The organism is Streptomyces sp. NPDC043738, from assembly GCF_056436545.1.
Genome location: NZ_JBWKCJ010000010.1, coordinates 74,134 through 96,852, shown reverse-complemented (window position 1 = coordinate 96,852; position 22,719 = coordinate 74,134). Strand labels below are relative to the sequence as shown.

The 22,719-nt window shown below is 70.3% G+C and carries 18 protein-coding genes and 2 tRNA genes; 12 read left to right on the top strand and 8 right to left on the bottom strand.

Annotated elements, in window-relative coordinates; translation table 11 throughout:
• Positions 1-128: 128 nt before the first annotated feature.
• Both AC0680_RS15965 and AC0680_RS15960 read right to left on the bottom strand, forming a co-directional pair.
• Positions 129-1,565, bottom strand: a complete 1,437-nt coding sequence (locus AC0680_RS15965; RefSeq protein ID WP_478628731.1) for an amino acid permease — start codon at positions 1,563-1,565, stop codon at positions 129-131.
• A 293-nt stretch (positions 1,566-1,858) separates the two neighbouring features.
• The gene (locus tag AC0680_RS15960) at positions 1,859-3,271 is read right to left on the bottom strand and encodes an amino acid permease (protein WP_478628728.1); all 1,413 of its coding nucleotides are present in this window, start codon (positions 3,269-3,271) and stop codon (positions 1,859-1,861) included.
• Between the two features lie 326 nt (positions 3,272-3,597).
• On the opposite strand from AC0680_RS15960, the gene AC0680_RS15955 reads away from it, so the two are divergent.
• Positions 3,598-4,194 carry a biotin transporter BioY gene (locus AC0680_RS15955; RefSeq protein WP_478628726.1) on the top strand — a complete coding sequence of 199 codons (597 nt, stop codon included), beginning with the start codon at positions 3,598-3,600 and terminating at the stop codon, positions 4,192-4,194.
• A gap of 80 nt (positions 4,195-4,274) precedes the next feature.
• Here the strand turns inward: AC0680_RS15955 and AC0680_RS15950 are convergent, their stop codons facing one another.
• Positions 4,275-5,744: an amino acid permease gene (locus AC0680_RS15950; RefSeq protein WP_478628724.1), complete on the bottom strand. Its 1,470-nt coding sequence runs from the start codon at positions 5,742-5,744 to the stop codon at positions 4,275-4,277.
• 213 nt (positions 5,745-5,957) lie between these two features.
• On the opposite strand from AC0680_RS15950, the gene AC0680_RS15945 reads away from it, so the two are divergent.
• The gene (locus AC0680_RS15945; protein WP_478628721.1) at positions 5,958-6,443 is read left to right on the top strand and encodes a ribose-5-phosphate isomerase; all 486 of its coding nucleotides are present in this window, start codon (positions 5,958-5,960) and stop codon (positions 6,441-6,443) included.
• 72 nt (positions 6,444-6,515) lie between these two features.
• Positions 6,516-7,379, top strand: a complete 864-nt coding sequence (locus AC0680_RS15940; protein WP_478628718.1) for an Fpg/Nei family DNA glycosylase — start codon at positions 6,516-6,518, stop codon at positions 7,377-7,379.
• A gap of 167 nt (positions 7,380-7,546) precedes the next feature.
• Here the strand turns inward: AC0680_RS15940 and AC0680_RS15935 are convergent, their stop codons facing one another.
• A complete protein-coding gene (locus AC0680_RS15935) occupies positions 7,547-8,773 on the bottom strand; it encodes a GNAT family N-acetyltransferase (RefSeq protein ID WP_478628715.1) in 1,227 nt (408 codons plus the stop codon).
• A gap of 127 nt (positions 8,774-8,900) precedes the next feature.
• Here AC0680_RS15935 and AC0680_RS15930 point away from each other — a divergent pair, with 127 nt between their 5' ends.
• A complete protein-coding gene (locus AC0680_RS15930) occupies positions 8,901-10,046 on the top strand; it encodes a SpoIIE family protein phosphatase (protein ID WP_478628712.1) in 1,146 nt (381 codons plus the stop codon).
• Positions 10,047-10,205: 159 nt separating this feature from the next.
• A complete protein-coding gene (locus AC0680_RS15925; protein ID WP_478628710.1) occupies positions 10,206-11,066 on the top strand; it encodes an ABC transporter ATP-binding protein in 861 nt (286 codons plus the stop codon).
• Here the strand turns inward: AC0680_RS15925 and AC0680_RS15920 are convergent.
• Positions 11,056-12,225 (bottom strand): acyltransferase family protein, encoded by a 1,170-nt coding sequence (locus AC0680_RS15920; protein WP_478628707.1) that lies wholly within the window; start codon positions 12,223-12,225, stop codon positions 11,056-11,058. The two genes, AC0680_RS15925 and AC0680_RS15920, sit on opposite strands and share 11 nt — an antisense overlap.
• 595 nt (positions 12,226-12,820) lie before the next feature.
• Here AC0680_RS15920 and AC0680_RS15915 point away from each other — a divergent pair.
• The gene (locus AC0680_RS15915; protein ID WP_384440576.1) at positions 12,821-13,015 is read left to right on the top strand and encodes a hypothetical protein; all 195 of its coding nucleotides are present in this window, start codon (positions 12,821-12,823) and stop codon (positions 13,013-13,015) included.
• Between the two features lie 109 nt (positions 13,016-13,124).
• On the opposite strand, the gene AC0680_RS15910 is transcribed toward AC0680_RS15915, so the two are convergent.
• A complete protein-coding gene (locus tag AC0680_RS15910; RefSeq protein ID WP_478628704.1) occupies positions 13,125-13,496 on the bottom strand; it encodes an arsenate reductase family protein in 372 nt (123 codons plus the stop codon).
• 205 nt (positions 13,497-13,701) lie between these two features.
• Positions 13,702-13,772 (bottom strand) — tRNA-Gly (locus tag AC0680_RS15905).
• Positions 13,773-13,942: 170 nt separating this feature from the next.
• On the opposite strand from AC0680_RS15905, the gene AC0680_RS15900 reads away from it, so the two are divergent.
• From AC0680_RS15900 to clpX, 5 genes are all read left to right on the top strand, one after another.
• A tRNA-Pro gene (locus AC0680_RS15900) sits at positions 13,943-14,019 on the top strand.
• Positions 14,020-14,249: 230 nt separating this feature from the next.
• Positions 14,250-15,629 (top strand): trigger factor, encoded by a 1,380-nt coding sequence (gene tig, locus AC0680_RS15895; RefSeq protein ID WP_478628701.1) that lies wholly within the window; start codon positions 14,250-14,252, stop codon positions 15,627-15,629.
• A gap of 295 nt (positions 15,630-15,924) precedes the next feature.
• Positions 15,925-16,527 carry an ATP-dependent Clp protease proteolytic subunit gene (locus AC0680_RS15890; protein ID WP_361315031.1) on the top strand — a complete coding sequence of 201 codons (603 nt, stop codon included), beginning with the start codon at positions 15,925-15,927 and terminating at the stop codon, positions 16,525-16,527.
• Positions 16,528-16,592: 65 nt separating this feature from the next.
• Positions 16,593-17,270 carry an ATP-dependent Clp protease proteolytic subunit gene (locus tag AC0680_RS15885; protein ID WP_384440608.1) on the top strand — a complete coding sequence of 226 codons (678 nt, stop codon included), beginning with the start codon at positions 16,593-16,595 and terminating at the stop codon, positions 17,268-17,270.
• Positions 17,271-17,450: 180 nt separating this feature from the next.
• A complete protein-coding gene (gene clpX, locus AC0680_RS15880; RefSeq protein WP_066931892.1) occupies positions 17,451-18,734 on the top strand; it encodes an ATP-dependent Clp protease ATP-binding subunit ClpX in 1,284 nt (427 codons plus the stop codon).
• A 120-nt stretch (positions 18,735-18,854) separates the two neighbouring features.
• On the opposite strand, the gene AC0680_RS15875 is transcribed toward clpX, so the two are convergent.
• Positions 18,855-19,817, bottom strand: coding sequence for a hypothetical protein (locus AC0680_RS15875; RefSeq protein ID WP_478628698.1), 963 nt, complete (start codon positions 19,815-19,817; stop codon positions 18,855-18,857).
• Positions 19,818-19,978: 161 nt separating this feature from the next.
• Between AC0680_RS15875 and AC0680_RS15870 the strand changes: the two genes are divergently transcribed.
• Positions 19,979-22,600: a valine--tRNA ligase gene (locus tag AC0680_RS15870; protein WP_478628696.1), complete on the top strand. Its 2,622-nt coding sequence runs from the start codon at positions 19,979-19,981 to the stop codon at positions 22,598-22,600.
• Positions 22,601-22,719 lie beyond the last annotated feature (119 nt).

Below are 22,719 nucleotides of genomic sequence, written 5' to 3'. Positions count from 1 at the left end.
ACACGCACGGCCGCGGTGCGGCGCGGCTTTTCGTTCTCTGCTCTCCCCCCCCCCCCCCCACCCCCCCCCCCCTCCCCCCCCCCCCCCCCCCCCCCCCCCCCCCCCCTACGGGGTACTACGGGTGAGGGCTAGCGGTCGGCCGGCTCGGTGTCCTTGCCGAGGGCCTGCTGCCGCAGCAGCCCGATCGCCGCCAGCACCACTCCGAAGCCGCCGGTGAACAGCAGCTGGATGCGCTGGTTCTCGTCGCGCAGCATCAGCAGCAGCACCGCGACGATGCCCGCCAGCGCCACCCACGTCAGCACCGGGAAGGCCCACATCTTCACCACGAGCTTCTCCGGAGCCTCGCGCTCCAGCCGCCGCCGCATCCGCAGCTGGGCGACCGCGATGAAGCCCCACACCACCAGGACCGCCGCGCCGACCATGTTCAGCAGCCACTGGAAGACCGTGGTCGGCCACCAGAAGCTGAAGAGCACCGCGAGGAAGCCGAAGGCGGAGCACAGCAGCACCGTGCGGCGCGGGACGCCGCCGCTGACCTTGCCCAGGAAGGCCGGGCCCTGGCCGCGGGAGATCAGCGAGTACGCCATCCGCGAGGCGCCGTAGATGTTGGCGTTCACCGCGGACAGCAGCGCGATCAGGATGACGACGTTCATCACCTGGCCGGCCGCGGGGATCTTGAGGTAGTCCAGGACCGCCACGTACGGGCCGCTCTTGGCGATCGAGGGGGCACTCCAGGGGATGACCGTGACGATGACCGCCATCGAGCCGACGTAGAACAGGGCGATCCGCCACATCGCGGTGCGCACCGCGCGCGCGACACCGCGCACCGGGTCCTTGGACTCGGCGGCCGCGATGGTCACCGTCTCCAGGCCGCCGTAGGCGAACACCGACGCCAGCAGACCCACCATCAGACCGTCGACGCCCTTGGGCAGGAAGCCGCCGTCACCGGTGAGGTGCGAGGCGCCCGGCGCCTGGGTGCCGGGGAGCACACCGCAGATGGCGAGCACGCCCAGGATGAGGAAGGCGGCGATCGCGGCGACCTTCAGGGCGGCGAACCAGAACTCGAACTCGCCGAAGTTGGAGACCGCGGCCAGGTTCGTGCCGGTGAAGATCACCATGAACAGCAGGACCCACATCCAGGGCTCGCTGCTGGGGAACCACTGGTGCATCACGTCCGCGGCGCCCAGCGCCTCGGCGGCCACCGCCACACACAGCAGCGCGGTGAACATCCAGCCCACCGTGAAACCGGCCCAGGAGCCGATGGAGCGCTCGGCGTGCACGGAGAAGGAGCCGGAGGCCGGATTGGCCGCGGCCATCTCGCCGAGCATCCGCATGACCAGCATGACCAGGGCGCCGGAGACCGCGTAGGCCAGCACGATCGAGGGGCCGGCCGCCGCGATGCCCTCGCGGGAGCCGACGAACAGGCCCGCGCCGATCACGCCGCCCAGGGCGATCATCGACAGATGGCGCTGCTTGAGGCCGTTGGACAGCGCGGAGCCACTATCGGGGCCGGCGCCCTCCGTCGCGCTGGTCTGCGCGGGGGAGGCGGACGAGGGTGTCCGATTCATGTCGTACCTGTCCCAGTAGGTGAGAGCGGAGCAAGGCGAACCGCGGTGTCCCGAAGCCGCGACCGGTGCGACGGTGCCGCCGGGGCATCGGGTCGCGCAAGGGCTGCCGATGGCGCAACTCCGGGATCCTCGGCAAAGCGGGCTCAGTTTGAGTGCCGGTGTCCGCTCAGGGCAACAGTCGTGCAGCGAATGTTCGGTATTCAGACGCGATCGTCACCGTGCGTGCCTGACGAGTCGTCGATTGCCACGCCGTGTGACCTCCGTCTCGGGGCGAAACGGCCGCCCGGCACGGCTCAACGCCGCGGACGACGGCCCCTCAGCTCCCGAACGCCCGCCACCAGCAGCACCGCGGCGGTCGCCCCGGCCGACCACAGCAGCTGCGGACGGGCCGTGTCGTCGGTCAGCATCAGCACGATCACACCGGCCATCGCCAGCAGCGCCGCCCAGGTCAGATACGGAAACGCCCACATCCGCAGGGTCAGCTTCCCGGGCGCCTCGCGTTCGATACGCGGACGCAGCCGCAGCTGGGAGACGGCGATCAGACCCCAGACGAACAGCAGCACCGCGCCGACCGCGTTGAGCATGTAGAGGAAGACCGAGTCCGGCCACTTCAGATTCAGCAGAACGGAGACGAACCCGAAGGCCACCGAGGCCAGCACGGCCCGGCGCGGCACCCCTCCGCCCGACACCTTCAGCAGTGCCCGCGGCGCCTCACCCCGTTCGGCCAGCGAGAACACCATCCGCGACGAGCCGTAGAGATTGGCGTTCAGCGCCGAGAGCAGCGCCACGAACACCACGATGTTCATGATCTGGCCCGCGCCCGGCACCCCGATGCGCTCCAGCACCGCGACGTACGGGCTCTGGCCCGGCCGCATCGACGACCACGGCAGCAGGGCCACGATGACCAGCATCGACCCGACGTAGAAGAACAGGATCCGCCACACCGCGCTGCGCACCGCCCGGCCCACCGCCCGCGCCGGATCGTCCGACTCGGCCGCGGCGATGGTGACGACCTCCAGCCCGCCGAAGGCGAACACCACGGCCAGCACCCCGGAGACCACCCCGCCCCAGCCGTGGGGCAGGAACCCGCCGTGCCCGGTGAGGTTCGCCGTCCCGACCGGCTCGGTGTCGGGCAGCACCCCGAAGACCGCCAGCAGCCCCAGCACCAGGAACAGCACGATCGCGGTGACCTTGAGCGTGGCGAACCAGAACTCGAACTCCCCGAAGTTCTTCACCGCCGCCAAGTTGGCGACCGTGAAGACCACCATGAAGATCAGTACCCAGCCCCACTGCGGCACCGCCGGCACCCAGCCATGGGCGATCTGCGCCGCGCCGGTGGCCTCCACGGCCAGCACCACCACCAGCAGGAACCAGTACAGCCAGCCGACGCTGAAACCGGCCCAGCGGCCCAGCGCCCGCTCCGCGTGCACGGAGAACGCGCCGGAGGCCGGCATCGCCGCCGACATCTCGCCGAGCATCCGCATGATCAGCATCGCCAGCGCGCCCGCGATCAGATACGACAGCACGATCCCCGGCCCGGCCACCGAGATCCCCGCGCCGGAGCCCACGAACAGGCCCGCGCCGATCACCCCGCCCAGGCCCAGCATCGTCAGATGGCGCTGCTTGAGCCCCGTGGACAGCGGCTCCTTCTCGCCGGCGCCCTCGACGAGCGGGGACTGCCCGGCGGTGGTCGGTGTGTCGTGCATCGCTCGTAACTCTCACAGGGGGCGGGGCGGCGGGGCCGCCGGAGGTTTGGGGGAACTCCACAGGTCACCGCGGGGCGGGCCCCAGTCTCCCCGCACCCCGCGCGCTACCACAAAACCGGCCCCATGCGACGGCCGGCTTCGTGATGAGCATCACGTGACCTGCAAAGACGTCACACGCCCCCGCAGGGCCGGGCATTGTGGCGGTTGTTCGGAACTCTCCAAGCGGGCCGGTACGGCTTTGTCACCGCCACACGATGATCGCCACCGGCCGCCTGGACTAACGTCATCGCGTCCCGTCCCGACCCCTCACACCTCGCGGAGCCCCGATGAGCACTGCCGCCCTCGTCCGTCCCGGCACGGTCCTCGCCGACCTGCTGCCGGCCGCCACCGCCTCCCGCGCCCGCGTCCGCGACGCCGCGCTGGTGGTCGGCGGCGCCGCGCTCACCGGCATCGCGGCGCAGATCGCCGTCCCGGTCCCCGGCTCCCCGGTCCCGGTCACCGGCCAGACCTTCGCCGCCCTCCTGGTCGGCGCCTCGCTCGGCGCGGGCCGCGGCCTGCTCTCGCTCGCGCTCTACGCCCTGGCGGGCATCGCGGGCCTGCCGTGGTTCGCCGGCGGTGCCTCCGGTGCCGGCGGCGCCACCTTCGGCTACATCGTCGGCATGCTGCTCGCCGCCGCCCTGGTCGGCGCGCTGGCCCGCCGCGGCGGCGACCGCGGAGTGCTGCGCACCGCCGCCACCATGGCCGCGGGCACCGCCGTGATCTACGCCGTGGGCGTGCCCTACCTCGCGCTGAGCACCGGCATGTCCCTGGGGCAGGCCGCCGCGGCCGGCCTGGTGCCGTTCCTGATCGGCGACGCCCTCAAGGCGGCGCTGGCGATGGGCGCGCTGCCGACCGCCTGGAAGCTGGCGGGCCGCCGCGGCTGAGCGCCGCACACCGCACGACGGGCCGGGCCCCCGCACTCACCGAACGGTGACCGCGGGGCCCGGCCCGTCGCCGCGTCCGGCTACTTCCCGGCAGTCGTCCGCGGCCGCCGGCGCTGCAGCACCAGCCCGATCGCCAGCACCACCACCGCCGCGACCACCGACAGGATCATCTGCTCCCGCCCGTCCGGGTCGTAGAACATGTAGCCGACGACGAAGACGATCAGGGCGATCGTGGCGTACGTCAGCCACGGGTACAGCCACATCCGCACCGTCAGCCGCTCCGGAGTCTCCCGCTCGATGATCCGGCGCATCCGCAGCTGCGAGAAGCAGATGACCAGCCACACGAAGAGCGCCACCGCGCCCGACGAGTTCAGCAGGAACTGGAAGACGGTGTCCTTCGAGGTGTAGCTGAAGATCGTCGCGATGAAGCCGAAGGCGACCGACGCCCAGATCGCGACCGCCGGCACCCCGCCCTTGTTGACCTTCTTGAACGACTTGGGCGCGTCGCCGCGCTCGCCGAGCGAGAACGCCATCCGGGAGGCCGTGTAGAGCCCGGAGTTCAGACAGGACAGCACCGCGGTGAGCACCACGACGTCCATCACCGTGCCCGCGTACGGAATGTCCAGCGACTTCAGCACCGCCACATACGGGCTCTTGAGCACCGCCGGGTCGTTCCACGGCAGCAGCGTCACGATCACCGTGATCGAGCCGATGTAGAAGAGCGCGATCCGCCAGATGACGCTGTTGACGGCCTTGCGGACGGCCAGCACCGGGTTCGGCGACTCGCTGGCCGCCAGCGTGACGATCTCGCTGCCCATGAAGGAGAAGACCACCAGCAGCATGCCGGAGAGGATCGCGCCGGGACCGTTCGGCAGGAAGCCGCCGTGCCCGGTCAGATTCGACATGCCCACGGCGTGATCGCCCGGCGGCAGCCCGAATATCGCCAGCGCGCCGACCACGATGAAGACGACGATCGCGACGACCTTGATACCGGCGAACCAGAACTCGAACTCACCGAACGAGCCCACCGAGATCAGGTTGGTGCCGGTCAGCACGACCATCACGATCAGCGCCCAGGCCCACTGCGGGACCGCCGGGACCCAGCCGGTCAGGATCGCGGCGGCGGCGGTCGCCTCGACCGCCAGCACCACCGACCAGAAGAACCAGTACAGCCAGCCGATCGTGAAGCCGGCCCAGCGGCCCAGCGCCCGGTCCGCGTAGGCGGAGAACGACCCGGATGTGGGGGAGGCCGCGGCCATCTCGCCCAGCATCCGCATCACCAGCACGACCAGCAGCCCGGTCAGCGCGTACGACAGCAGGATGCCCGGGCCGGCGGCGGCGATACCCGCGCCGGAGCCCACGAACAGCCCGGCGCCGATGACCCCGCCGATCGCGATCATCGACAGATGGCGGTTCTTCAGTCCTGCCTGCAGCCCGTCCTGCGACTGCCCCCCGGTTGGCCCGCCGCCGGGTTCGCCGGTGGTGGGGACCTTCGTGGCGGTGGGGGTTCCCCCTGCTCCCTGAGAGCCGGGGTGAGGGTGCGCGCCCATGTGCACCGTCCTTGTGTGGTTCACGGATTGGAACCACAGCATTAGATCTTCGCTAACCCGTGGATTGGAAGGCCTGACGCTGGATCGTTGCATGAAACACTGGAAGGTTGCGCGCAATGCATACGTACACAAGGTCCACAAGCGATTCCGTCCGCACCGCCGCACAAAGACCCGGCGACGCCTACCCGCCGAGTCCCATGTCACACTCATGCCATGCGCGTGTATCTCGGCTCCGACCATGCAGGTTTTGAACTCAAGAACCACCTCGTCGAGTGGCTCAAGGCCCACGGCCACGAGCCCGTCGACTGCGGTCCCCACATCTACGACGCCCAGGACGACTACCCGCCGTTCTGCCTCCGCGCCGCGGAGAAGACCGCCGCCGACCCGGACAGCCTCGGCATCGTGATCGGCGGCTCCGGCAACGGCGAGCAGATCGCCGCCAACAAGGTCAAGGGCGTACGGGCCGCGCTGGCCTGGAGCGAGGAGACCGCCAGGCTCGGCCGCGAGCACAACGACGCCAACGTCATCTCCGTCGGCGGCCGGATGCACACCGAGGAAGAGGCGACCAAGTTCATCGAGGTCTTCCTGAGCACCCCCTACTCGGGCGAGGAGCGGCACACCCGCCGCATCGACATGCTCTCGGCCTACGAGACCACCGGCGAACTCCCCGCCATCCCGGCCCACCACCCGCAGGGCTGACCCACCGCACACCGCCGTCGCCCGCCCACCCCGAGTGCCGGGGCGGGCGGGCGCGCCCACTGGAGACCACGCATGCCCGAGGGCCACACCATCCACCGCCTGGCAGCGGACTACGCCGAGCGCTTCGTGGGGCGGACGGTCCGGGCGACCAGCCCGCAGGGCAAGTTCGCGGGCGGCGCGGCCCTCGTCGACAACCAGGTGCTCGAGCGCACCGAAGCCCACGGCAAGCACCTCTTCCTCGGCTTCGGCCCTCCCCCAAGGACCTCCGACGAGCTCCAGTCCAGGGGGGACCCCCATCGCTGGATCCACGTCCACCTCGGCCTGTTCGGCAAGCTCGGCTTCGGCGGCGTCCCCGCTCCGCCGCCCACCGACACCGTGCGGCTGCGCCTGACGAGCCCCACCGCACACGCGGACCTGCGCGGCCCCACGACCTGCGCACTGATCACCGACGCCGAGAAGCAGGCGATACACGACCGCCTCGGCCCCGACCCGCTGCGCCCGGACGACGACGGCATCCGTGCCTGGCAGCGGATCTCCCGCAGCCGTACGACCATCGCGGCGCTGCTGCTCGACCAGAAGATCATCGCGGGGGTCGGCAACGTCTACCGCGCCGAGGTCCTCTTCCGGCACGGCATCGACCCCTACCTCCCGGGCCGCGACCTCGGCCGCGCCGCATGGGACGCCATCTGGGCCGACCTGGTGTTCCTGATGGCCGAGGGCGTCCGCCACAACCGGATCGACACCGTGCGCCCCGAGCATCTGCCCGAGGCCATGGGCCGCCCGCCGCGGGTCGACGACCACGGCGGCGAGGTCTACGTCTACCGCCGCGCGAACCAGGGCTGTCACATCTGCGGCGCCGAGATCCGCACCGCCGACCTCGCCGCCCGCAACCTCTTCTGGTGCCCGGGCTGCCAGCCGACTACGGGTGGGCGCTGACGCGCCAGGGGCCGGAGCATCCGTCGCCCGGACTTCCGCCTGCGCGCGCACTGCCGTCTGCCGCCCGGAATACCGCCCACCACCACCGCGTTGTGGCCCCGCAGGGGGCCCTCGTCTCCCCTACGGGATCTGTTCGCCCACCCCCTAGGGCCGCCCCCCGCAGTCCCTTAGAACCCGTACGGCAACCAGGGCGCCACATCCGACCCGAACGCCACCGAGGCCGCACCCAACGCACCCGGCCGCAACTCGCGCACCCGCCCCGCCGCGGCCAGCGACGAGAGCGTGAACCCGCCCAGATAGGCGGAGCCCAGCTCCCGTACGGACAGCGCCAGATCGGCCGCGTCCGCCGTCCGCGCACAGCTCGCGCCCTTCGCGTCACCGGACAGCCGCCACCGCCCCTCGTTCCACGGGCAGAACGGGTCCGCGACCTCCAGCACCACGTCCACCGGCGTCCGGTACGTCCGCGCCGCCAGCGCCGCGCCCACCTCCACCGGCCGGACGAACAGCGACTCGCGCAGCCCGATCCCGCAGCGCCGCTGGTCCGGCACCAGGTGCAGCAGCGCGTCGTCCACCGGGCGGGTGGCCACCGAAACCGACGACGACAGGTCGATCCCGAAGAGATAGCGCCACAGCGCCGCGTACACCACCGGGTCCAGCGCCTCGACGTGCCGTACGAGCACCGTCCCGCACGGCCCCGCGTCGTCCCACCGCGGCTTGAGGGCGTAGCGCGCATAGCCCCGCACCTCGCCGTCCACCTCGGCCAGCACGCACTGCAGCGCCGCGGCCCCCGGCTGCTTGCCGGGTACGTCGAGCACGGTGACCTTCTCCCAGCCCGGTGGGCGGGTCAGCATTCCGGGGCGGGCCGGCACCAGCTCGGCGTAGACCCGCTCGCAGTCGGCCAGCGCCGCCACCGGATCCGCCAGCCGCAGCCGTACGCCGTCCACCCCGGGCAGCTCGGGCGCCGGGAGCCGTTGCGTGTCGACCGTCAGCCGCATGTCCTGGGTCGCCGCGCCGTAGCCGAAGCGCCCGTAGATCGCCGGCTCCGAGGCGGTCAGCACCGCCAGCGGCTCACCGCGCCCGCGGACGTCCGCCAGTTGCCGGCGCATCATCGAGCGCAGCACCCCGCGCCGGCGGTGCGTCGGCTGCACACTGACCATCGTGACCCCGGCCGCCGGCACCTCGGCCCCGCCCGGCACCGTGAGCCCGAACGAGATCGCCCCCGCCGTGCCGACGCACCGCCGCCCGTCCCAGACGCCGAGCGAGCGCTCGACCTCGGTCAGTTCGCGCCGCAGGGCGAGCTCCTCCGGCGACGGCAGCTCACCGAACGCGGCGTTCAACGCGTCGGACCAGACGTCCCACTCGGCATTCCGCAGTACCCGAAGATCCGTCGTCATGCACCATCCCTAGCAGGACACTCTCCGGTCGCGCGACCGCATTTCGAACGCCGTTTCCCGGCAATTGGCCGGGGTGACGTGCGGCGAATCGACGCGCCGCCGAACGGGTGGATAAGGTCCCAGAGCGATGACAAGCGGCCCGGGAACGGAAACCCTGACGGCCCGGGTGCACAAAGGCCTGCACCGGGCCCGCGTCGGCGTACGCAAAGCCGGGGTCGACTACTTTCGCGGTGAGGGCTCCGACCGGTTCGCTCTGGTCGCCCTGCTGATCGCCATCCCCGCCATCGCCGCGGGCACGCTCTGGCACCCCGAATGGATCGCCCCGACCGCCCTGGTCCTGCCGGTGATCGCCGGCGGCCTGCTGCTGCGGCCGGCCAACCTCCTCGTCCTGTACGGCGCCTCCGCGGCCGCCCTGGTCGTCGAGTCCGCGCTGTTCGGCCCGTATGACGAAGGACCGGACCGGATCACCCCGGGCACCGTTCTGGTCGTCGCCGCGGTCGGGTTCTTCGGACTGCTGATCGCGCAGTTCCGCAGCCGGGTCGGGGTGCCCTGGCGGCGCGGCGGCACCATGCTCTTCGACCTGCGCGAACGCATCCGCGTACAGAGCAAGCTGCCCCGGCTGCCCAAGGGCTGGCACCACGAAATGGCGCTGCGCCCGGCCGGTGGCCAGTCCTTCTCCGGGGACTTCGTCGTCGCCTCCCGCACCCACGGCGGCAACATCCTCGAAGTGGTGCTCACCGACGTCTCCGGCAAGGGCATGGACGCCGCCTCCCGCGCGCTGCTGCTGTCCGGCGCCTTCGGCGGGCTGCTGGGCTCCCTCCCGCCGCACGGCTTCCTGCCCGCCGCCAACGGCTACCTGCTGCGCCAGGACTGGGACGAGGGCTTCGCGACCTCCATCCACCTCGTCCTCGACCTGGAATCCGGCGACTACGAACTCCTCTCCGCGGGCCATCTGCCGGCCCTCCAGCTCAGCGCGGGCAGCGGCCGCTGGGAGGAGAAGCCCGGCGAGGGGCCGCTGCTCGGCGTCTACGACGGCGCCCAGTTCGACCCGATCAAGGGGACGCTGCGGCCCGGCGATGTGCTGATGCTGTTCACCGACGGCCTGGTGGAGGCCGCCGACCGCGATATCGCCGAGGGCATCGACCGTCTGACCGGCGAGGCCGACCGTTACGTCGCCGGCGGCTTCGCGGGCGCCGCCTGGCATCTGATCGAGGCCGTCGCCAAGGACGTCAACGACGACCGGGCGCTGTTGCTGATCTGCCGGGACGCGTAGGCGCGCGCCGGCCGCGGCCGGCCGGGGGGTGAGGTTTTCCCCAGTCTTTTTGTGCGGTCTTCCTCATGGCCGCGGCGGGGTCCGGATCCGTACGTTGAAGGAGCAGGGACCGGCCGTGACGGGGCCGGGCCGGACGAGACGGGGGCGCGGGACATGGGGATGCGCGGCGGGCGACAAGCGGCACGGGGTGCCGGGGCGGCGGGCGGTTGCGCCGTCGAACTGCGGGGGGTGTGCCGCCAGTACGGCCGAGGAGCCGGCGCCGTCCAGGCCCTGCGCGGCATCGATCTGTCGCTGCCGCACGGCTCCTTCACCGCCGTCATGGGTCCCTCGGGCTCCGGGAAGTCGACCTTCCTGCAGTGCGCGGCGGGCCTGGACCGCCCCACCGCCGGCTCCGTTCGTCTGGCGGGCACGGAGATCAGCCGTATGAGTGAGAACCGCCTCACGGTCTTGCGCCGCTGCCGTCTGGGCTTCGTCTTCCAGTCGTTCAATCTGCTGCCGGCCCTGACCGTCGAGCAGAACGTCCTGCTGCCGATGCGACTGGCCGGCCGGCGCCCGGACCGCCGGCGGGCGGCGGAGGTGCTGGCCCGGGTCGGCCTGGGCGAGCATGCGCGCCGTCGCCCCGGGCAGCTCTCCGGAGGTCAGCAGCAGCGGGTCGCGATAGCCCGCGCCCTGGTCACCGACCCCGATGTGATCTTCGCCGACGAACCGACCGGCGCCCTGGACACCGGCACCGCCGCCGAGGTGCTCGCCCTGCTGCGGCATGCCGTCGACGCCCTCGGCACGACCGTGGTGATGGTCACGCACGACCCGGTGGCCGCGTCCTGGGCCGACGACGTGGTGATCCTCGCCTCGGGCGCCCTCGCCGACCGGGTGCGGGGCGCCACCCCCGAGGACATAGCCGCCCGCATGGCCGGCCTGACGGCCCGTGGCAGGCAGTCGCCGCCCCTCCCGGGTGGGGCGCCGGCTCCGGCCGGGCCGCCGGGTTCGGCGGCGGCCATGGCGGACGCCCTCAGGCGCTGACGCCCTCCCGGGCCCGGGCCGTGTCGGCCGGGTCCTTGCGGAACGCCCAGGCCATCGTCGGCTCCATCGCGAAGCGGAAGGCCCTGCGGACGGGGGGTGTGCACAGTGCCGTGACGATGGCGGCCGCGATCAGCGTGACCGCGATCTCGCCGGGCGGCGTGTGCAGCCAGGCGTAGTCGTCGAACCAGCCCCAGAAGCGCGAGCCCTTCGCCAGGAAGCCGTGGAGCAGATAGCCGTACAGCGTCCCGGCGCCCAGCACCGTGAACCACGTCCGGCGCGTCGGTACCCAGGAGAAGAAGCAGGCCGTGAGCACGATCGAGCAGCCGAAGAGGGCGGGTGTCATCACCGCGCCGATCCACCAGGTGGTGCCCAGCTCCTGTGCGCTGTCGCGGTGGTAGAACCACGCCGAGGACATCCGGGGCGCCGCCCAGTAGGCCATCACCAGTGCGGCGGCGAAGATCGGCACGGACGCGATCCGCACCGCCCGCCGCTGCACCAGCGCGAAGTGCTCCGCCCGCAGCGACAGCCCCAGGACGAAGAACGGCAGGAACTGCAGCACCCGCTGGAGGTCCAGATCATCGCCGATGTCCGGCGAGACGGACGCGAGTACGGCGATGGCCACCGCCAGCGGGATCGGCCAGCGCACGATCTTCCACAGCGGAGTGGTCAGCCGCCAGATGAACAGCGCCACCAGGAACCACGTCAGGAACCAGGGATCGAGCAGGCTGATGGGGTGCCCCGGATCGTCGTCCGCCCAGCGCTTGAAGAAGGCGTAGGCGGTCTCGAAGAGGACGTAGGGCACGGCCACCCCGGTGACCAGGCGCTGCAGCCGGTCCTTGCGCATGTCGAAGCTGCGCGAGAAGTAGCCGGAGATGATGATGAAGGCCGGCATGTGGAAGGTGTAGACGGTCATGTAGAGCGCCTCGGCGGCGCGGCTGCCGTCGGTCAGCGGTTCCCACGCATGACCCATCGCCACCAGCACGATGGCCAGGTACTTGGCGTTGTCGAAGAACGCGGTGCGCCCCCCGCTCTTCGGCCCGGACGCCGCTGTGTCCTCGGGCACACCGGTCGCCGGTGCCGAGGGCTCCGTCCGGTCCGTACCCGACGCCTCCCGGGCAGCGGGCAGTTCGCGTCGAGGTGTCGGGGCAGCGGGAAACATTTGAGGCACGATAGCGGCGCTCGGCGAATGCGTAAAACCACATCCGAGCCATTCCCTAATTGCACTGGGTGCCGTCACGGATAGCGCATGGATAAAACCAGCAATCTACGGTGCGGATCCTCCCGCTTTCCGGCCGATTTGCCGCACTTCATACCCCCAAAACGGGTGATATCCCCTGCGAACGACGCAGAAGGAATGTCCACTTCTCGGCCGTTATGTTCCCGTGGTGTCGGTCACTCGCTCTCGCGTCCCATGCGGCGTGACGGATGCCACGAATAAGTGAAATTAGCCGGTCCAGGCGCGAAGGAAATGATCAGAATGGCCTCGGTGAATTACCGTCGCGGCCTCGTCCGGGGCGAATTCCGGGAGTCCTCGGCCGTGCCGCGGCGGGCGCCCGCCGGCCATGCCGCCGCCACCCGCCGGACGCCCCCTCGCCTTCCCGGCGTCACCGGTGGCAGGAACCGGGCAAAGCGTTGGCCGATGATTCGTCACCGGCCTGCAGTGGGCATGGAGTTGGTGGCACGATGAGTGCCGGGGGGTGTGCGCGGCATGCTCCCGGGCGGGTGAGGCGTTCCGACCAAGGGTGTGATCAGTTGTGGCTCTTTCGCTGTCAGTTGTGCTGCTGTTGGGGATCATCCTGATCGTGCTGATCAGAGGGAAGTCGATCAAGGCGGGTCCGGCGATCGTCGCCGTGCTCTTCGGCTTCTTCCTCGCCTCCACCGGCATGGCGCCGTCCATCAACCGGTTCTTCAACTCCCTGGCGGACACCATCAACCACATCACGTTCTAGGTCCGGATCGCCTTCCGGATCCGACCGATCCGGGTGCCCTCCGGTCCCTGAGCCGGCCGCCGCACAAGGCCCGGCCACGCGCACCGCGGCCAGGCCGAGCCGTACGGGGCTAGGCGTCGCCGGTCCGCGCCACCACCTCGCGTACGGCCTCCTCGGTACGCCCCACGAGCGCCGAGCCGTCGTCCGCCGTGATGATCGGCCGCTGGATCAGCCGGGGGTGCGCCGCCAGAGCCGCGATCCACCGCTCCCGCGCGGCGTCGGTGCGCTCCCACTCCTTGAGCCCCAGCTCCTTCGCCTCGGCCTCCTGGGTCCGGGTGATGTCCCAGGGCTCCAGGCCCAGCCGCGTCAGCACCTCGCGCAGTTCGCCCGCGTCCGGCGGGTCCTCCAGGTACTTGCGCACCGTGTACTGAGCGCCCTCGTCGTCCAGGACCTGCACGGCGGAACGGCACTTGGAACACGCGGGATTGAGCCAGATCTCCATGCCCGCCACTCTATTGAGCCGTGCGCCGGGAGCGAAGAGGGGCGCACGCGGACCGGGCCGCGGACGGGAAACCGCGGACGGGGGAGGCCGCCGGGCGACGCACGGCCGAGCGGGGCGAGGAGGCGAGGAAGCGAAGCGGTGAGAGCCGGCTGCCGGAAAAAGCGGAGAACCCCGAGCCGTCCGGCCCGGGGTTCTCCCATGGAAGAGCGGGCGACGGGAATCGAACCCGCGTAGCTAGTTTGGAAGACTAGGGCTCTACCATTGAGCTACGCCCGCAAGCACCGCCGGTCACCAGACCTCGGCACGCAGTGCATCCTAGCGGGTCGCGGCGGTGTGTCGCACACCCCGCCCCATGTGCCCCGCCCGCCCGTACCCGGTCCCCACCGGTCACGGCGATATCTGGCAGCCGTTCTGTCCGCGGCCATGTACCCTACGTGTCGCACCGACGGGGTGTGGCGCAGCTTGGTAGCGCGTCCGCTTTGGGAGCGGAAGGTCGTCGGTTCGAATCCGGCCACCCCGACCAGCAGGTCAAGCCCGGCAGCAGTAGCCGGGCGCAGCCCCCGGCCCACCGGGGCACCCGCGAGATCAGCGGGGCGTGCAAGATCACGTTGTGGGCGTCATCCTCCTAGCGGTTACTATGCAAGCTGCGTGCCCGTGTGTCTGTGTACCGGGCGTGATCGGCCGGACCCGGGCAGCCGGTAGCCGGTAGATCTCAAGCAGAACCCCAGAAGTCAGCCCCAAGGAGACCGAACCGTGAAGAGCGCCGTGGAGACCCTGAACCCGACTCGGGTTCGGCTCACTGTCGAGGTGCCCTTCGAGGAGCTCAAGCCCAGCCTCGACGCGGCGTACAAGAAGATCAACCAGCAGGTCACGGTGAAGGGCTTCCGCCAGGGCAAGATCCCGGCCCGCGTCATCGACCAGCGCTTCGGCCGTGGCGCCGTGCTGGAGGAGGCCGTCAACGACGCGCTCCCGAAGTTCTACACCGAGGCGGTCAACGAGGGTGAGCTGAACGTCCTCGGCCAGCCCGAGGTCGACATCACCGAGCTGAAGGACGGCGAGGTGCTGGCCTTCACCGCCGAGGTCGACATCCGCCCGGCCCTGGAGATCCCGGACTACTCCGGCATCGAGGTCGAGGTCGACGCCGTCGAGGTGTCGGACGAGGACGTCGACAAGTCCGTCGAGCAGCTGCGTGAGCGCTTCGCCTCGACCTCCCCGGTCGAGCGGGCCGCCCAGGACGGCGACGTGCTGACGGTCAACCTCGAGGCCAAGGTCGACGGCGAGGTCCTGGAGGACGGCGTCGCCGAGGGCGTCACGTACACCGTCGGCTCCGGTGAGCTGCTCGACGGCATCGACGACGCGGTCAAGGGCGTGGAGGCCGGCGGCAGCGCCACCTTCACCTCCGAGCTCAAGGGCGGCTCCGCCCAGGGCAAGGAGGCCGAGGTCAAGGTCGAGGTCACCGAGGTCAAGTCCCGCGAACTGCCCGAGCTGGACGACGACTTCGCGCAGCTGGCCAGCGAGTTCGACACCCTCGATGAGCTCAAGGCGGACAGCCGCAAGCGCCTCGAGCAGATGAAGAAGTACGACCAGGCCACCCAGGCCCAGGAGAAGGTGCTCGACGAGCTCCTGAAGCTGGTCGAGGTCCCGATGCCCGAGAAGCTTCTCGAGGACGAGATCAACACCCGCAAGCACAACCTGGTCAACCACCAGCTCGCCCAGATGGGTCTCGACCTCGCGAAGTACCTGGAGATCCAGGGCAAGACCGAGGAAGAGTTCGACGCCGAGACCAAGGAGCAGGCGGAGAAGGGCATCAAGACCCAGTTCATCCTCGACGAGCTGGTCAACAAGGAGAAGCTGAACGTCAGCCAGGAGGAGCTCACCGAGCACCTCATGCGCCGCGCGCAGTCCTCCGGCATGTCCCCCGACCAGTTCGCCCAGGCCGTCGTCGAGGGCGGCCAGGTGCCGATGCTCGTCGGTGAGGTCGCTCGCGGCAAGGCCCTCGCGGTCGTCGTCGAGGCCGCCACGGTCAAGGACACCAACGGCGAGGTCATCGACCTGGAGGACGAGGACGAGGCCGAGGTCGCCGAGACCGTCGTCGCCGAGGCCGAGGGCACCGACGAGAAGTCCGAGGCCTGAGCCCCGGCCGCCTCGCGGCTTGGTTGAACGGCTGAAATGTACGGGCCCGAACACGCACGTCCGCGTGTTCGGGCCCGTACGTCATACCGGCCGGTCAGCCTGCGCTCACAGCGAACAGTTATCGATGCGGGATGGCGTTGTCCGACCTGCGCGTTAGGGTCCGTAGATACGAGGGCAGGGGAGTCTCCGAAACAGCGCCGGGGGCATACACGGCGCCGATCCCCGCGCCCCAGAAGACGACGCTGAGACGGCCCCGGCCGTCCGACAACGAGCAGGTGGACACGTGACGATCCCGATGCCTTCCGCCGCCGCTGAGCCGACCATCGGTGGCCTCGGCGACCAGGTCTACAACCGGCTGCTCGGCGAGCGGATCATCTTCCTCGGCCAGCCGGTCGACGACGACATCGCCAACAAGATCACCGCGCAGCTGCTTCTCCTCGCCGCGGACCCGGACAAGGACATCTTCCTCTACATCAACTCTCCGGGCGGCTCGATCTCGGCCGGCTTGGCGATCTACGACACCATGCAGTACATCAAGAACGACGTGGTGACGATCGCGATGGGCCTCGCCGCCTCCATGGGACAGTTCCTGCTGAGCGCCGGCACCCCGGGCAAGCGCTTCGCGCTGCCGAACGCCGAGATCCTCATCCACCAGCCCTCCGCCGGTCTTGCCGGCTCCGCGTCGGACATCAAGATCCACGCCGAGCGGCTGCTGCACACCAAGAAGCGGATGGCGGAGCTGACGGCCTTCCACACCGGCCAGACCGTCGAGCGGATCACCCAGGACTCGGACCGCGACCGCTGGTTCTCCGCCGACGAGGCCAAGGAGTACGGCCTGATCGACGATGTGATGACCTCCGCCGCCGGCGTTCCGGGCGGGGGCGGCACCGGGGCCTGAGCCCCGCAGCACTCGCCCCAGCCACCCCAGCCCACTTGATCGCCACCAGGATGGTGAACACCACGATGAACAACTTCCCCGGCAGCGGCCTCTACCAGCGCCCGGAGGCCGAGTTCTCCGGCCCGCGCGCGGAGTCCCGCTACATCGTCCCGCGCTTCGTCGAGCGCACGTCGCAGGGCGTGCGCGAGTACGACCCGTACGCCAAGCTGTTCGAGGAGCGCGTGATCTTCCTCGGCGTGCAGATCGACGACGCCTCGGCCAACGACGTCATGGCGCAGCTGCTGTGCCTGGAGTCGATGGACCCCGACCGCGACATCTCGATCTACATCAACAGCCCCGGTGGCTCCTTCACGGCGCTCACGGCCATCTACGACACCATGCAGTTCGTGAAGCCGGACATCCAGACGGTCTGCATGGGCCAGGCGGCCTCCGCCGCGGCCGTGCTGCTCGCGGCCGGCACCCCCGGCAAGCGGATGGCGCTGCCGAACGCCCGGGTGCTGATCCACCAGCCCTACAGCGAGACCGGCCGCGGTCAGGTCTCCGACCTGGAGATCGCCGCCAACGAGATCCTGCGGATGCGCTCGCAGCTGGAGGACCTGCTGGCCAAGCACTCCTCCACGCCGATCGAGAAGATCCGTGACGATATCGAGCGTGACAAGATTCTGACCGCCGAGGAGTCCCTGGCGTACGGTCTGGTCGACCAGATCGTCTCGACGCGCAAGTCGTCCGTCTCGATCGGTTAGGGATCTGCTCGCGATCTTCGCGAAGTGAGCCGGAGCGTTGCCCCCTTGGACCGGTACGGGATCGAGTGAACCGAGTCGGTCCAAGGGGGGCCCGTACGGGGGGCCCGGCAAGGTACCGTCGATAGGCAAGCACCCGGGTCCGTGGAGCAATGCGGATCCCAGGCGAAGGGGAAGCACCTCGTGGCACGCATCGGTGACGGCGGCGACCTGCTCAAGTGCTCATTCTGTGGAAAGAGCCAGAAGCAGGTGAAGAAGCTCATCGCGGGACCTGGTGTGTACATCTGCGACGAGTGCATCGACCTCTGCAACGAAATCATCGAGGAGGAGCTCGCCGAGACCTCCGAGGTGCGGTGGGAGGAGCTCCCCAAGCCCCGGGAGATCTACGAGTTCCTGAACGGCTATGTCGTCGGCCAGGAGCCCGCGAAGAAGGCGCTCTCGGTCGCCGTCTACAACCACTACAAGCGGGTGCAGGCGGGCGAGAACGGCCCCGGCCGCGGCGACGAGGGCATCGAGCTCGCCAAGTCCAACATCCTGCTGCTCGGCCCGACCGGCTCCGGCAAGACCCTGCTCGCGCAGACCCTCGCCCGGATGCTGAACGTCCCCTTCGCGTTCGCCGACGCCACGGCCCTGACGGAGGCCGGCTACGTCGGTGAGGACGTCGAGAACATCCTCCTCAAGCTGATCCAGGCCGCGGACTTCGACATCAAGAAGGCCGAGACCGGCATCATCTACATCGACGAGATCGACAAGGTCGCCCGGAAGAGCGAAAACCCGTCGATCACGCGGGACGTCTCCGGCGAGGGCGTCCAGCAGGCGCTGCTGAAGATCCTGGAGGGCACCACCGCCTCCGTTCCGCCCCAGGGCGGCCGCAAGCACCCCCACCAGGAATTCATCCAGATCGACACCACGAACGTCCTCTTCATCGTCGGCGGTGCCTTCGCCGGCCTGGAGAAGATCATCGAGGCCCGGTCCGGCGCCAAGGGCATCGGCTTCGGCGCCACGATCCGCTCCAAGCGCGAGATCGAGTCCAAGGACCAGCTCCAGGACGTCATGCCGGAGGACCTGGTGAAGTTCGGGATGATCCCGGAGTTCATCGGCCGACTCCCCGTCCTGACCTCCGTGCACAACCTCGACCGCGAGGCCCTGCTCCAGATCCTCGTCGAGCCGCGCAACGCGCTCGTCAAGCAGTACAAGCGCCTCTTCGAACTCGACGGCGTCGAGCTCGACTTCGACCGCCCGGCGCTGGAGGCCATCGCCGACCAGGCGATCCTGCGCGGCACCGGCGCCCGCGGTCTGCGCGCCATCATGGAGGAGGTCCTCCAGGCGGTGATGTACGAGATCCCGTCCCGCAAGGACGTCGCCCGCGTCGTCATCACCGAGGACGTCGTTCACTCGAACGTGAACCCGACCCTGGTCCCGCGCACCCGAGGCGACGCGGGCGAGCCCCAGGAGAAGAGCGCGTAGCGCGCGACAGGCACGAAGAGAGCCGCCCGGCAGCTGGTGCTGCCGGGCGGCTCCGTCGTCGGGGGTGTCGCCCGCCGTGCCTGTGTCGCCGCCCCCACAACGGCGCACGAGGCGGTGCGGCTACTTCTCCTTGCGGACCTCGTTGCGGACCTTGGCGGTCTTCTCGGAGAGCTCCTCGGCGCTCGGCGTCGTCGCGCCGGCCGGGCCGGAGGCGGTGGGGGCGGCCATCATCTGGACCAGGCCGATGGCACTGTTGTCGCCCCAGACGCAGGTGGACACGGTGATGGGCACGGAGACGCCGCTCTGCGAGACCGTGACCTTCTGCGACCGGCACTTCATCACCGCACCGTCGAAGTCGCTCGGCGAGTACTCGGTCGTCGGCGTGACGTCCTCGACCTTGGCGTTCTGGCGGCCGAGGTCCTTCTTCTGGTTCTCGTCGATCTTGGCGAACATCTGCCCCACGGTGCCCTCGGGATCGGCGACCTCGCCGTACACCCCGATCACCTGCATCGACAGCCCGCCAGTGGCCGTGTAGCGGCCCTGGACGCCCTTGCTGTTGGTGATGCCCATCGCCTTGGCTTCTTTGTCCTTCGTCAAGTCCTCGGTCTCCGCACCCCCGGAGCCCGGCGCCTTGGAGAACTGCGCGCTCAGCAGCTTCTCCGGCATCGAGATCGTGTAGGGCTTCACATCCCCGCCCGAGCCGAAGACGAAGTACGCGCCCACGCCGATCGCGGCGACGACCGCGACCGCGCCGACGATCAGGCCGATCTTCTTGCCGTTGCCGCCGCCGGTCTCCTCGGGGCCCTGGGGGATCAGGCCGTAGGGGGTCTGCTGGCCGCCGTAGGGGGCCTGCTGGCCGTAGCCGGGCTGGGCGGGCTGCTGGGGGTAGCCGTAGCCCTGCTGCGGGGGCACCTGGCCGCCTTGCTGGGGGTAGCCGTAGCCCTGCTGCGGGGGCACCTGGCCGCCCTGCTGCGGGTAGCCGTAACCAGGCTGCGGGGCCGGCGGCTGCTGCGGCTGGCCGTACGGGCCGGGCTGCTGGGGCTGCTGCCCGTACGGACCGGGAGGCGGCTGGTTGTAGCTCATGGAGCGTTCCCCTCGTGACAACTGAAGGCAGTTGAGTTCTGCGTGTGAAGTTCTGCGATGTTTATGCGCTGCCGACATCCTGTACGACGCCGCTGACAAGCGTTGCCCCGGGGGCGAAACCGATTCGAAGCTGCTACATCCGCGCCCGTACACTGTCCGTCGTGACCGAGAACACTCAGCAGAGCAACCACAGCGACCCCGAACTGCCGACTCAGTACACGCCGGCCGATGTAGAGGGGCCGCTGTACGAGCGCTGGGTAGAGCGGGGTTACTTCGAGGCGGACGAGAAGAGCGACAAGCCCCCGTACACCATCGTCATTCCGCCGCCGAACGTCACCGGCAGCCTCCACCTGGGGCACGCCTTCGAGCACACGCTCATCGACGCGCTCACGCGCCGCAAGCGGATGCAGGGGTACGAGACGCTCTGGCAGCCGGGCATGGACCACGCCGGTATCGCTACCCAGAACGTCGTCGAGCGGGAACTCGCCAAGGAGGGCGTGTCGCGGCACGACCTGGGGCGCGAGGCGTTCGTCGAGCGCGTCTGGCAGTGGAAGAGCGAGTCCGGTGGCCAGATCTCGGGCCAGATGCGGCGCCTGGGCGACGGCGTCGCCTGGTCGCGCGAGCGGTTCACGATGGACGAGGGGCTGTCCAGGGCCGTCCAGACGATCTTCAAGCGCCTCTACGAGGACGAGCTGATCTACCGCGCCGAGCGGATCATCAACTGGTGCCCGCGCTGTCTGACCGCCATCTCGGACATCGAGGTGGAGTACCAGGACGACGACGGCGAGCTGGTGTCGATCCGGTACGGCGAGGGTGACGCGTCGATCGTCGTCGCCACCACGCGCGCCGAGACGATGCTGGGCGACACCGCCGTCGCCGTCCACCCGGAGGACGAGCGGTACGCCCATCTCGTCGGCACCGAGATCGAGTTGCCGCTGACCGGCCGCCGGATCCCGGTCGTCGCGGACGAGCACGTCGACCCGGAGTTCGGCACGGGCGCGGTGAAGGTCACGCCGGCGCACGACCCCAACGACTTCGAGATCGGCCAGCGGCACGGCCTGCCGAGCCTGGCCGTCATGGACGAGCACGCGGTCATCACCGCGCACGGCCCGTTCCAGGGCCTGGACCGCCTGGAGGCCCGCAGCACCATCGTCGGCGCCCTGCGCGCCGAGGGCCGGATCGTCGCCGAGAAGCGTCCCTACACGCACTCTGTCGGGCACTGCTCGCGCTGCAAGACCACCATCGAGCCGCGGCTGTCGATGCAGTGGTGGGTCAAGGTCGGTCCGCTGGCGAAGGCCGCGGGCGACGCGGTGCGGGACGGCAAGGTCGCGATCCACCCCAAGGAGATGGAGTCGCGCTACTTCGGCTGGGTGGACAACCTCCACGACTGGTGCATCTCGCGGCAGCTGTGGTGGGGTCACCGCATCCCGGTCTGGTACGGGCCGCAGGGCGAGGTCGTCTGCGTCGGACCGGACGAGGAGCCGCCGAGCGGCGAGGGGTGGCACCAGGAGACCGACGTCCTGGACACCTGGTTCTCGTCGGGCCTGTGGCCGTTCTCCACGCTGGGCTGGCCCGAGCAGACCCCGAGCGTCGAGAAGTTCTACCCGAACTCCGTGCTGGTCACCGGCTACGACATCCTGTTCTTCTGGGTCGCGCGGATGATGATGTTCGGGCTGTACGCGATGGACGGCACCCCGCCGTTCCACACCATCGCGCTGCACGGCATGGTCCGTGACCAGTTCGGCAAGAAGATGTCCAAGTCCTTCGGGAACGCGGTCAACCCCCTGGACTGGATGGACAAGTACGGCTCGGACGCCGTCCGGTTCACGCTCGCCCGCGGGGCCAACCCCGGTGTCGACGTGCCGATCGGCGAGGACTGGGTCCAGGGCTCCCGCAACTTCGCCAACAAGATCTGGAACGCCACGCGGTTCGCACTGATGAACGGCGCGACGGTGGAGGGCGAACTGCCGCCCGCCGAGCAGCTGTCGGCGACCGACCGGTGGATCCTGTCCCGGCTGAACGAGGTCATCGCCGAGGTCGACGCCTACTACGAGGACTACCAGTTCGCGAAGCTGTCGGACGCCCTCTTCCACTTCGCGTGGGACGAGGTCTTCGACTGGTACGTCGAGCTGTCCAAGACCACGTTCATGGCGGGCGGACCGGCCGCCGACGCCTCGCGCCGGGTCCTGGGCGAGGTCCTGGACGTCACACTGCGCCTGCTGCACCCGGTCGTCCCGTTCGTCACCGAGACCCTGTGGACGACGCTGACCGGCCGGGAGTCGGTCGTCGTCGCCGAGTGGCCGGCGGACTCGGGCTTCCGGGACGCGGCGGCCGAGCGGGAGATCGCCCTGGTCCAGCAGGTCGTGACCGAGGTCCGCAGGTTCCGCTCCGACCAGGGCCTGCAGCCGGGCCAGAAGGTCCCCGCGCGGCTGGACCTGTCCGGTACGGAGCTGGCGGCGCACGAGGCCGCGATGCGTTCGCTGCTGCGGCTGCAGCCGGCCGGTGCGGACTTCAGCGCCACCGCCTCGCTGCCGGTCGCGGGCGCGACGGTCGCGCTGGACCTGTCCGGCGCGATCGACGTCGAGGCGGAGCGCAAGCGGCTGACGAAGGACCTGGCCGCCGCCGAGAAGGAGAAGGCGCAGGCCACCGGCAAGCTCGGCAACGAGGCGTTCCTCGCCAAGGCGCCGGAGAAGGTCGTGGACAAGATCCGCGGCCGGCTTCAGGCCGCGGAGGCGGACATCGTCCGGATCACCGCTCAGCTGGCGGCTCTGCCGAAGGCGTAGCGCCGGTTCCCAGGCTCGGGGGGGGGGGGGGGGGGGGGGGGGGGGGGGGGGGGGGGGGGGGGGGGGGGGGGGGGGGGGGGGATGGGGGGGCTGGGGTGAGGTATGGGAGAACAAAGAAG

Excerpts from the sequence above, each read along its gene's own strand:
- AC0680_RS15965 (WP_478628731.1), bottom strand. The coding sequence starts at position 1,565 with ATGAATCGGACACCCTCGTCCGCCTCCCCCGCGCAGACCAGCGCGACG.
- AC0680_RS15960 (WP_478628728.1), bottom strand. The coding sequence starts at position 3,271 with ATGCACGACACACCGACCACCGCCGGGCAGTCCCCGCTCGTCGAGGGC.
- AC0680_RS15955 (WP_478628726.1), top strand. The coding sequence starts at position 3,598 with ATGAGCACTGCCGCCCTCGTCCGTCCCGGCACGGTCCTCGCCGACCTG.
- AC0680_RS15950 (WP_478628724.1), bottom strand. The coding sequence starts at position 5,744 with ATGGGCGCGCACCCTCACCCCGGCTCTCAGGGAGCAGGGGGAACCCCC.
- AC0680_RS15945 (WP_478628721.1), top strand. The coding sequence starts at position 5,958 with ATGCGCGTGTATCTCGGCTCCGACCATGCAGGTTTTGAACTCAAGAAC.
- AC0680_RS15940 (WP_478628718.1), top strand. The coding sequence starts at position 6,516 with ATGCCCGAGGGCCACACCATCCACCGCCTGGCAGCGGACTACGCCGAG.
- AC0680_RS15935 (WP_478628715.1), bottom strand. The coding sequence starts at position 8,773 with ATGACGACGGATCTTCGGGTACTGCGGAATGCCGAGTGGGACGTCTGG.
- AC0680_RS15930 (WP_478628712.1), top strand. The coding sequence starts at position 8,901 with ATGACAAGCGGCCCGGGAACGGAAACCCTGACGGCCCGGGTGCACAAA.
- AC0680_RS15925 (WP_478628710.1), top strand. The coding sequence starts at position 10,206 with ATGCGCGGCGGGCGACAAGCGGCACGGGGTGCCGGGGCGGCGGGCGGT.
- AC0680_RS15920 (WP_478628707.1), bottom strand. The coding sequence starts at position 12,225 with ATGTTTCCCGCTGCCCCGACACCTCGACGCGAACTGCCCGCTGCCCGG.
- AC0680_RS15910 (WP_478628704.1), bottom strand. The coding sequence starts at position 13,496 with ATGGAGATCTGGCTCAATCCCGCGTGTTCCAAGTGCCGTTCCGCCGTG.
- AC0680_RS15890 (WP_361315031.1), top strand. The coding sequence starts at position 15,925 with ATGCCTTCCGCCGCCGCTGAGCCGACCATCGGTGGCCTCGGCGACCAG.
- AC0680_RS15885 (WP_384440608.1), top strand. The coding sequence starts at position 16,593 with ATGAACAACTTCCCCGGCAGCGGCCTCTACCAGCGCCCGGAGGCCGAG.
- AC0680_RS15875 (WP_478628698.1), bottom strand. The coding sequence starts at position 19,817 with ATGAGCTACAACCAGCCGCCTCCCGGTCCGTACGGGCAGCAGCCCCAG.